This window comes from Phyllobacterium sp. (assembly GCF_037994405.1).
Taxonomy (GTDB): Bacteria; Pseudomonadota; Alphaproteobacteria; order Rhizobiales; family Rhizobiaceae; genus Phyllobacterium.
Map to the genome: position 1 here is coordinate 1 of NZ_JBBNAN010000264.1, position 8,622 is coordinate 8,622.

An 8,622-nucleotide genomic window follows, 5' to 3' on the forward strand; every position below is an offset into this window, starting at 1 on the left:
ATCCATAGCGCATCCCTCCTAGGTCAACGCTAGCACACTTGGCAGGCACCTGTCCGGTACTTGGAGGCCCGCACTAAACGTCGGGACGTTTCAATCGGCAGCGGGCTGGATCGAATTCCTCAAAAGAAGTGAGCGGAAGAGGTTAACCACCTAGAGCGTAGCTCTCTTGTTTTTGTGCAATTAATTGCATTTTTTCATATGTACAACGTCCTAAAAACATGAACAGGATAAGTTATTGAAATTGCACGTGAATTCCAAACAGCAATTTCAGACATTGTTTAAAAATTGGCAGCAGCAAGGAGGCTATAGCCATGAACGTACAGACAAGCGCCCAGAAGTTGATTTTCTCGGAAGAGGGCGTAGCACGACAAATCCTCAAGAAGATGGTTGTGAGCTACCCTGAGCGGAAATACACGCTCGCCAAGGTGAGCACGGGCTGGCAGGTAGTACCCATCACGCAGTGTGCTCCTTACATGCCCCCGGCAGTTCCGCTCCCAGTGAAGAAGCCAGCGCTGAGCAAGCCGCTTCCCGCCTCCGACATCGTGCTGGTGGAAGTGCCCTTCAAGAAGGAGACACCGGCCTACTGGGAGATCGAGCACGAGAAGCCGTGGCTGCATAAGAGCCATATCATCAGCAGCGAGGTGCACGGCAATAAGCTGCAATTCACAGTGGCCAAGAAGGTCGCTCAGAAGATGAGCCTCCCGATCAAGGAGGCCGCTTAAAGTGGCTGAGTTCGAGGCAAAGATTTTCGGAGGGCTTCCAGTGTCAGTGGAGGCTCACTTGGAAGGAGCCCAGAGAAGTCTCGGGCTTGCGACTCGCGTGGAGATCGACGGCATCTATACGAGCCGGTTACGCAAGAGGGACCAACGTTTAGTCTCGCGACCGATCCCTCAGTCCTGGTGGGCGCGTCTTGAGAAAAGCGGAGAGTTGGTCGACCTCGAAGATGAGGCGTTAACGATTTGCTAACCAATAATGAAGTTCGGTGCAATTAATTGCAAATTGTCGTCAATGTGCCGAGCTTCGCAACTATCATCAGAGTGCAACGAGTTCTCACGAAGAAGGAGATTAGTACGATGTTGCAAGTTGTTTTCACCGGCCCCGCAATCGACGGCGAGGGCTACTCGATCACCAGAGCTAATCTTGAGAAAGCTTGCTCAAGCACGGGCACTGTCACAATGCAGAACCGTGTGGATAGCGTAACTGACCTACTGGTAGCTTCCCGTATGGATACGGTAAAAGCTATGAAGGCGGCGGCTAGGGGCGTCACTGTTTTGACGTATCTCGAATTTATAAGCCGCTATTTGAAGGGCGTGAACGTTGTCCGTGGGGGCATTCCTAATCGATATACAGACGTGATCGATCAGAACCTTTTGGTTCCTGATTTTACCGAAGGCGTATTCAGTCAGGCGGACATGCTCTGAGGAACATACACACAGGTAAAGTGCATTAAGGAACTTTAATGTTTGTGCAATTGATTGCGCTATAATCCGCTGATACGAATTGACGTATTAGCCCGATGGCTCAAGGAGGAGTAGTTGGCAACAACTATGATGAAAAAATCGGAAGAAACCTATAGCAGCGCTATGGAACTCGCAGCGAAGTTCGAAGACAACTTCGTAGAGCTGGCGAGTACGCTGAGCAAATTGAAGGCCCTCGATCCGAAAGCTTTTGCGGAATTTAGAAAGCTCTCAGGAGTAGGAAATCGAAAGGCGTATTATCTCGTAAAGATAGCTGACGTGTTCCACCCGCTCAAAGTGCCGAAGCCCACAATGAAGGCTCTCGGATGGACGAAGTGCATGATGCTCTCCGACCATATTAATTCGAAGAACAAGGACAAGCTCCTCAAGTTTGCGCTCGATCACACCGTCAAGGAGATCGAGGCTTTCGTAAAGGGCGGCGATGTCGCCAACAACGCGCACTCGGTCCTCATGTACTTCAACGAGCAGGACTATTCCGAGCTTACTGATGCCCTGGTGGCACACGGTGCCAAGCGCAGCGGCAGAGGCTTAGTCAATAAAGAAGAAGCCCTCATCAGCCTGCTCAATTCGCTAAAAGGGAAGACGAAGAAGTAGCAGGGGGACTATCTCCCTCCTATTTTTTCGCCTGCTGCTTGTGCAATTAATTGCAAATAAGGAATGCAGATGCGTGAAGCAAAGATCACTTTCATAGGGCCGATCAGCGTCGAAAGCCGCATAACTGCGAATGGCCGGCGCGTGGTGTCCTACTACTTCCTCCTGCTGCAGGCCGGGGGCGATCCGCTCAAGCTTGAGTATCCCGACATGGCCTCGGCAGTGGGCTCCAGGAAACAGCTACTCAAATCCTCAGTCGCTCAGAATGTGGGCTCAGCGAAGCTCCTGAAAGCGATACACCAGGCTATGCAAGCGATCCTCGAAGAAGCCGGGGTGGAAATCCCTGCTGAGTGGGTGCAGCGACCCCAAAGCCCGTAGTGATGTCGCTTGCAATCGAAGGATTTCGTGGGACACTTGTGCGTGACCTTGAAAGGTCGAAGGGGAAGCAGATGGAACAGGAGAACTCAATTCGTCGGATAGCGCTGGTTGGTGCCCTTGTGGGCGCAGCGTTCGCCTTACCTCAATTTATGCGTGCACCGTCGTGGGCTTCCGTTGGAGGCTTGATGGCCGCTGCCATGGTCGGGGCAATCCTCATCGCCATTGCTGCGCGCCTGCTCATCCGGCCAAAGAGATAAGGGCTAAGCCTAGATTAACCAACATTCTGCTTTGCCCGGTACGACTCCAACAAATTCATTGCCTTGCAACGATTGAACGGCAGTATCAGCTCAAAGTTTGTGCCAAGAAGGGCACGTGATGAAGAGCCTGATACTGACGACGATGACGGTGCTGAGTCTCTCAGTGCCCGCGCTGGCGCCGATGCCCGCATGGATGCATATGAGACCTGCTGGTCCTCGACTGCGACTAAGGTTGATCAGTCGATGAAGGACTACGACAAGGCGCTCGATGAGGCTGTTGCCCGCGCCAACAAGATATGCCACGCGCTGGCCAGGAAGGCCGCTGTGGCCTGCTGCCGGTTTTTCGGACACGAGGTTAAGCTAATCCCACCTTGGTTTCAAAATCGTTTGGGCTGAGATAGCCCAGTGTCGAGTGGCGACGCGTTGGGTTGTAGAAGCGCTCGATGTAATCGAACACGTCCGTCCTGGCATCATTTCTTGTCCGATAAACCTTTCGTGCCGTTCTCTCCGTTTTAAGCGAGGAGAAGAAGCTTTCCATCGCTGCGTTGTCCCAGACATTGCCCGATCTGCTCATGGAGCAGGTGATGCCGTGATCGCCCATCAGGCGCTGGAACTGTTCGCTGGTGTATTGGCTGCCCTGATCGGAATGATGTAACAGCGCATCCGGCTTTCCTCTGCGCCATATCGCCATGATGAGGGCATCGGTGACGAGCTGCGCCGTCATGTTCGCATTCATCGACCAGCCGACGACACGGCGTGAGAACAGGTCGATGACGGCAGCAACATAAAGCCAACCCTCGGCCGTCCAGATATATGTGAAGTCGGCCACCCATTTCTGGTTCGGTCTGTCGGCTTCGAACTGGCGATCCAGGACGTTGGGCATGATGATAGATCGGTCGCCAGCATCTTTCGGCAAACCGCGCCGCCGCGGCCTCGCTCTGAGCGCGTTCTGACGCATCAGCCGCTCTATGCGATGAAGACCGCACGACAAGCCTTCAGCCAGCACATCATGCCAGACACGCCGGGCACCATAGGTTCTGTCGCTGGACTTGAAACTCTGCCCAATCTTGTCCAGCAGAACCTCGTCGTAGCGGGCATGGTCGCTCGGCGAGCGATTGAGCCAGGCATGGAAGCCGGAACGGGAAACCCCCAGCGCTTCGCAGAGCCATGCCACCGGCCAGATCGAACGGTGCTTTGCAATGAATGCGAACTTCATATCGCGTCCCTTGCAAAGTAGGCTGCGGCCTTCCTAAGAAACAGCCAATTCCCCTTGCTCGGGGGCAGGCCTCAAAACGAAGCCGAATGCCTTGGCGCGACGCTGAAGATTGCCGAGCACTCGGCTTCGGTATCGTTCCTCATAATGCGCAGCGCCGGGATCCTTGTAGGACATGCCATGACGCAACGCGTTGTAAAACAGGACGGCAATTTTGCGAGCTGTGGCGGTGACGGCCTTAGCTTTGCCAGCGCGAGCCGCCAGGCGTCGATAGAAGGCTCCAAGAGCAGTGTCGCTTCGGCCTATCGTAGTTGCGGCCAGACGCAATAAGGCTGCCGCCCGACTTGAGGATCGCCGAGTTCGTGATGACAGAACTCTGCCGCCAGATATCTTGTTGCCGGGGGCAAGGCACAGCCATGATGTAAAGTGCTTGGCGCTTGGCCACGCCTTGAGGTCAGTGCCGCATTCTCCCACCAGCTTCAGTGCCAACTGTGGCCCCAATCCGTGGATCTGGGTCAGGTCCACGCCGAGCATCCCGTACAGCGCGGCACGAACATCGAAGGACGGCGTGTTGACCTGCTTTGTCTTCGTGCGTGCGCGAGGAGGATCGCCGACGACCTTATCGCCATTGGCGGCCAATTCTGCCATAACCGCTTCCAGCTTGTGATCGCAGTCCAGCATCCGGGCTTGGTAGAAGTCGTAGAGTTGTAGCGACTGTGCCAGTGCGAAGATATGCTCCTCACGGTCGTTGCCGACCAGGGCCGCGCGGATCGTCTCGATTGGGGAATGGCACCGGACATCACGGAAGGCCGCCAGAACACCCGGATCGCGTTCACCCGCGACAATCGCCCGGATGATCTGCATGCCCGTCGCCCCGGTGATGTCCGACACGACGTGGTGAAGTTGCAGATTCATTTCCATAAGAGCCTTCTGCATATGCTGGATGTGAGCGGCTGCGTATTCAACCAGACGCTCGCGCTGACGCAGATAGGCGCGCAGCTTTGCGATCTCGCCGTCGGGTCGGAAGCTGCCACGCAAAAGGCCATATGCGTGCAACTGCTGCAGCCAACTCGCGTCACCCACATCGGTCTTGCGCCCAGGCACATTCTTTGCGTAACGAGCATTGACCAAAACGACATGGAACCCATGCTGCTCAAGAATCTCATAGGCTGGGATCCAGTAAACCCCGGTGGATTCCATTGCCACACTCCTGACGCCGCAGGCTGTAAACCATTCCGCAAGCTCGTGAAGATCCTGCGTGAAAGTTCCAAATGAGCGCACCGGCACATCTGAATGCTCCGGGTTTACGGCCGCCATATGCATGGTCGAGCCGATATCGATGGCAGCAGCGCCTGCGTTGACCTGCTTCAAATCCGGGCGGCCGCCGGTCTTCTTCCTCGCCATGACAAATCCTCCTCGCACCTGGCAGCAGGAGGGTCTGGGCTATGCTAATTCGTCATCTTCCTAACCGGGATCACCGCATTGGGCGTCACCAATCTCAAGTGCGCATCAGCCCATGAACCACGTTTTTTAACGGGATCTGATGCCTCCAATAAGCCGACGGTTGCTACCCTCCATGGCAGCGACGATAGCACAGGCTGTTTCTACCGCGCACAGGCGGGCCAAGACCCGGGACCGTTTTTTAGGATATCGCGCTCCGCCTTCAGCTTCGCGACCTCACGACGTAGCCGCTCGATCTCAAGCTGTTCCGGCTTCATCTGTCCATGCCCTGGAAAGGACTGGACTGGATCGGAGCCGTGCTCCCTGATCCATTTGCGCAGCATATTCTCGTGAACTTCAAGATCGCGGGCAGCCTGCGCAACAGCCACGCCACGCTCCTTCACCAACTTCACCGCTTCAAGCTTGTATTCGCGGCTGAACTTCCGTCTTTGCATTCATACTCTCCGGTTTCATGCAGAACACCTTAACTCAGTGTCTATGAAACCGGCAGCAGGCCATAGCACATTGATCGTAGACAAACTTAACAGCATATGGACTGTTCCACTGTGCCTCGACCGGAGTGAGGCTAGCTGCGACTAAGGCGATGGCTAAAATCCCCGTGTTGAACGTGTTCATGATGGCCCCCCACTTGAAGCCCAATATTGTGAGCCTGTTGTTCGAGTGCGACAATAATCCCGAATAGTCCCTTCAGTATAGCATTGTGCAATTAATTGCACTTGACGCCCAATGAGGGCCGACGATGCCGCGAAGTATCTCGGCATTTCACGAGCCAAGTTAAACCGTCTGTCTAGGGAACGGAAGATCGGCTGGTTACGGCTTTGCCCCGGTGAATTGCGGGCACACCGTGGTTTCCTCCGGTCGCAGCTCGATGCGTATCTGACCTCTATCGGCAAGATGCCGACGCATCATTGAGGGTCTGATCATGCTGCTAAGTCGAGTAGACATAAGGGAAATCAAAAAGACTCTCCAGCCGCTCGCCGCCATTGCCGATGCCGCGGGCTACCAATATGCCCCCCTCAAATTAGCGATTACATTGTAATCGCCCGTACCGAGGAGTAGCCGCTCCAACCCATCCGGGGGCGTAGTCGGCTCTTCCACAATCGAAAATCCCCCCAATTCTACCGATGGTCCGAATTTCTGCTATGTTCCCTGTTTTCGGAGGAGAAACAGAGATGACTTCTCTTGAGGAGACTATTGCCTCGTATAACGCCCGGATTAGCGTGCATCTTCAGAACATCGCCACGTCAGAGATGATAATAAATGAGCTAAAAACTATTCAGGATGACAGCGGTGATATTGAGATGAATAGGCAACTCATTTCTAGGGAATATGAGGAAATCCGGAAATTGGAGGAACTCATAAAGCTTTTAGAAGAGGCCAAGGGTCCCGGATGATGCCGGCCTGATTTAGCCACAGGGCGATCCGGACCAAGACGAACGTGAGTGCCAGCAGTATGCCCAGAGTGACAAGGGCCATGGCGGCTCCTTCAAAAAAGTGGCGGAGCGAGGTTGGCTGGGGGGAACTGTGCGCCGTCTCGAACTCCGCCTTAGAACCTGAGTGCGGGCATGGGGGCATACATGGGCACTGAGCGCCGTCCAGAATACACCTCCGCTCACATGCCGACTAACGAATGTTTTGAAATCCTTCATCCACGGAATTGATGGGTCGGGAAAGGGTGGGAGGAGCGCGAAACAAGCGCGAACGCTCTGCGCAACCCCTCCCGAAAAGACTGACCGCAGGGCTCCGGGGGAAGTTAGCGGTCTGCACGGGATAGAGTACCACCAGAGAGATTACAGCGTCTCTAATAAATTGGGGTTACGGGGCCTGAGGGCTTCCAAAAAAGACGTCGAACGCCCTGTCCCCCAATTTGGCGAACCAGATTGCCGAACGCTTCAACGCAGCCATTGAACTAAAGGAGATCCTGACAAAAGCCCTCACGCATGTCAGCATGGCGGCGGGCAAGGAAGCCCATGCGTTCGGCTGCATGGAAGTACAAGAAACGCCGACCATCGATCTCAAGAAGAAGATCGAGGTAATATTGGGGGCGACAATATGAACCCAGACTATTGGTGGGTGTGGTATGGCGCGTTTCTTTTCGCGCTCCTACTCCTATGGCTGTACATACTGGACAGGTATTCAAAATGACGAAAGGAGAACAAGCGTGAGCAGCCTGCACAACGATCTTGCAACGTGGGCAGCCAGAGCCCGGGCGGGCGATGCCCAGCAGGAAGTCGGTGGTGTAATGGTGACGCTTGCCGCGCTGTGCCTCGCCAACGAGCTCGACGTGCACGAAGCCGCTGAGACCGAGCTCCAGCGCATATGGACCAAGGTGGAGGCGATCCGCGCCAAGCAGGCAGCCAAGCCAAGAACTCGCCGCTGCCAGGCTATGCCGTCACCATTGCATCACTCAGGTAGCTGTAGTGTGATCGCCTGACCGCCACACCAGCCCCCGAATACCTGGTGGTCGGGACTTGGGAGGAGGAGCAAGAGACGGCAATATGCCCCCCGCTTTGCCATGCCTCTCTCCTCCTCTTTTAGCGGCCCTTTTGACCTTCCGCCGCTTCAACCAAATTCATTAGACGCCCTAATCTCTGAGGTGTACTCTGCGTTGCACTGGCTGCTCACTTCCCCCCGAAGGCCCAGCAGTCAACCTCTTGGAGGAGTTGAGGCGCAAAGACGCCATGGTCCCACCTTGGCCGCGTCTCGCTTCTCCTCTTTTTTAGATGCGACCTAGCCGTACCTGCTCAAAATTGTCAGTCACCGTTCTATCACGCAGATAACAGTATTGTGATCGCCTGACCGCCACACCAGCCCCCCAAGCCCGGGCGGTCAGACACTGGAGGAGCAGACGCACAAAAGGCAAAAGCTTTTCCCAAGCTCCAGCCTTGTCTCTCCTCCTTTTTTGGATGTCACACACGCCGTGCGGGTGTATTCTGTTCCTTGTCCGCGAAGGCACCTTCTAGCCTTCCGGTTCACCAAATTGGGGGAGAGATGCGCCGTCCACCTCCGACGTCTGCTCCCCCGTCTTTCAGCTATACGACTTTCGGGTTGATTTGTTAGCCGCGAAACGGTTTATTCGCGGTTGTTCCGCAGATAAAAGGCTGGATTTGTGGCAAAAAAGACCAAGAAGAAACCTAAGCTCTCCTTGCAGATAGTCGACAACCTTGGTCTCTACTATGTGCAGATCGAGGAGGATGGGGAGGAAGTCTACTCGGTGGGGCCGTTCAAGGACGCTGCCGGAGCC

The 8,622-nt window shown here is 55.0% G+C and carries 8 protein-coding genes and 2 pseudogenes; 7 read left to right on the plus strand and 3 right to left on the minus strand.

Annotated elements, in window-relative coordinates; all coding sequences use genetic code 11:
- Positions 1-311: 311 nt before the first annotated feature.
- The 4 genes from AAAC48_RS14670 (at position 312) to AAAC48_RS14685 (ending at position 2,447) form a co-directional block, all read left to right on the plus strand.
- Positions 312-722, plus strand: a complete 411-nt coding sequence (locus AAAC48_RS14670; RefSeq protein WP_340654883.1) for a hypothetical protein — start codon at positions 312-314, stop codon at positions 720-722.
- Positions 723-1,073: 351 nt separating this feature from the next.
- Positions 1,074-1,421 (plus strand): hypothetical protein, encoded by a 348-nt coding sequence (locus AAAC48_RS14675; RefSeq protein WP_340654884.1) that lies wholly within the window; start codon positions 1,074-1,076, stop codon positions 1,419-1,421.
- Between the two features lie 114 nt (positions 1,422-1,535).
- Positions 1,536-2,072 carry a hypothetical protein gene (locus AAAC48_RS14680; protein WP_340654885.1) on the plus strand — a complete coding sequence of 179 codons (537 nt, stop codon included), beginning with the start codon at positions 1,536-1,538 and terminating at the stop codon, positions 2,070-2,072.
- A 69-nt stretch (positions 2,073-2,141) separates the two neighbouring features.
- Positions 2,142-2,447 (plus strand): hypothetical protein, encoded by a 306-nt coding sequence (locus AAAC48_RS14685; RefSeq protein ID WP_340654886.1) that lies wholly within the window; start codon positions 2,142-2,144, stop codon positions 2,445-2,447.
- 612 nt (positions 2,448-3,059) lie between these two features.
- On the opposite strand, the pseudogene AAAC48_RS14690 reads toward AAAC48_RS14685, so the two are convergent.
- From AAAC48_RS14690 to AAAC48_RS14700, 3 genes and pseudogenes are all read right to left on the minus strand, one after another.
- Positions 3,060-3,953 (minus strand): annotated as a pseudogene (locus AAAC48_RS14690) (IS3 family transposase); the annotation flags it as partial.
- Positions 3,954-5,321 (minus strand): IS110 family transposase, encoded by a 1,368-nt coding sequence (locus tag AAAC48_RS14695; RefSeq protein ID WP_340654887.1) that lies wholly within the window; start codon positions 5,319-5,321, stop codon positions 3,954-3,956.
- 236 nt (positions 5,322-5,557) lie between these two features.
- Positions 5,558-5,812 (minus strand): annotated as a pseudogene (locus AAAC48_RS14700) (transposase); the annotation flags it as partial.
- Positions 5,813-6,550: 738 nt separating this feature from the next.
- Here AAAC48_RS14700 and AAAC48_RS14705 point away from each other — a divergent pair.
- From AAAC48_RS14705 to AAAC48_RS14715, 3 genes are all read left to right on the plus strand, one after another.
- Positions 6,551-6,772, plus strand: a complete 222-nt coding sequence (locus AAAC48_RS14705; RefSeq protein ID WP_340654888.1) for a hypothetical protein — start codon at positions 6,551-6,553, stop codon at positions 6,770-6,772.
- 473 nt (positions 6,773-7,245) lie between these two features.
- Positions 7,246-7,434 (plus strand): hypothetical protein, encoded by a 189-nt coding sequence (locus AAAC48_RS14710; protein ID WP_340654889.1) that lies wholly within the window; start codon positions 7,246-7,248, stop codon positions 7,432-7,434.
- Between the two features lie 105 nt (positions 7,435-7,539).
- Positions 7,540-7,812: a hypothetical protein gene (locus AAAC48_RS14715; RefSeq protein WP_340654890.1), complete on the plus strand. Its 273-nt coding sequence runs from the start codon at positions 7,540-7,542 to the stop codon at positions 7,810-7,812.
- Positions 7,813-8,622: the final 810 nt, after the last annotated feature.